Below are 357 nucleotides of genomic sequence, written 5' to 3' on the forward strand. Positions count from 1 at the left end.
ATGCCGCCCGTGACGCGGGCACGGCGGTCGCCGACGCGCGGGCGCGCCTCGACGCGATCGTGGCCGGCTTCGAGGCCCGTGCCGCCGCACTCGAACCGCAACTCGACGATCCAGGGGTCGCCGAGGAGTTGGTGGCCGAGGCCAGGCGGTCGTTGCGAGAGGCGATCGCCGTGGTCGAGGACCTCCGCGCCCGGCTCGACGCGCGGGCGGCCGAGGTGACCGCACCCTCGGGAGCGCCTGCACCGACCAGTCCGGCGGGCTTCTCGGCGCCGTCGCCACCGGGCATGGGTTCGGGTTCAGGTGGCGGACCGGGTTCGGGTGGTGGGCTGTCGGACCTGGGGTCCGCGGCGGGGCCGG

1 pseudogene is annotated in these 357 nt (G+C 76.8%); it reads left to right on the forward strand.

The window, feature by feature from the left end:
- Positions 1-357: pseudogene (locus Q2100_RS31700) on the forward strand (glycoside hydrolase); the annotation flags it as partial.

It is taken from the genome of Mycolicibacterium arseniciresistens (assembly GCF_030519285.1).
GTDB classification, from domain to species: Bacteria; Actinomycetota; Actinomycetes; order Mycobacteriales; family Mycobacteriaceae; genus Mycobacterium; species Mycobacterium arseniciresistens.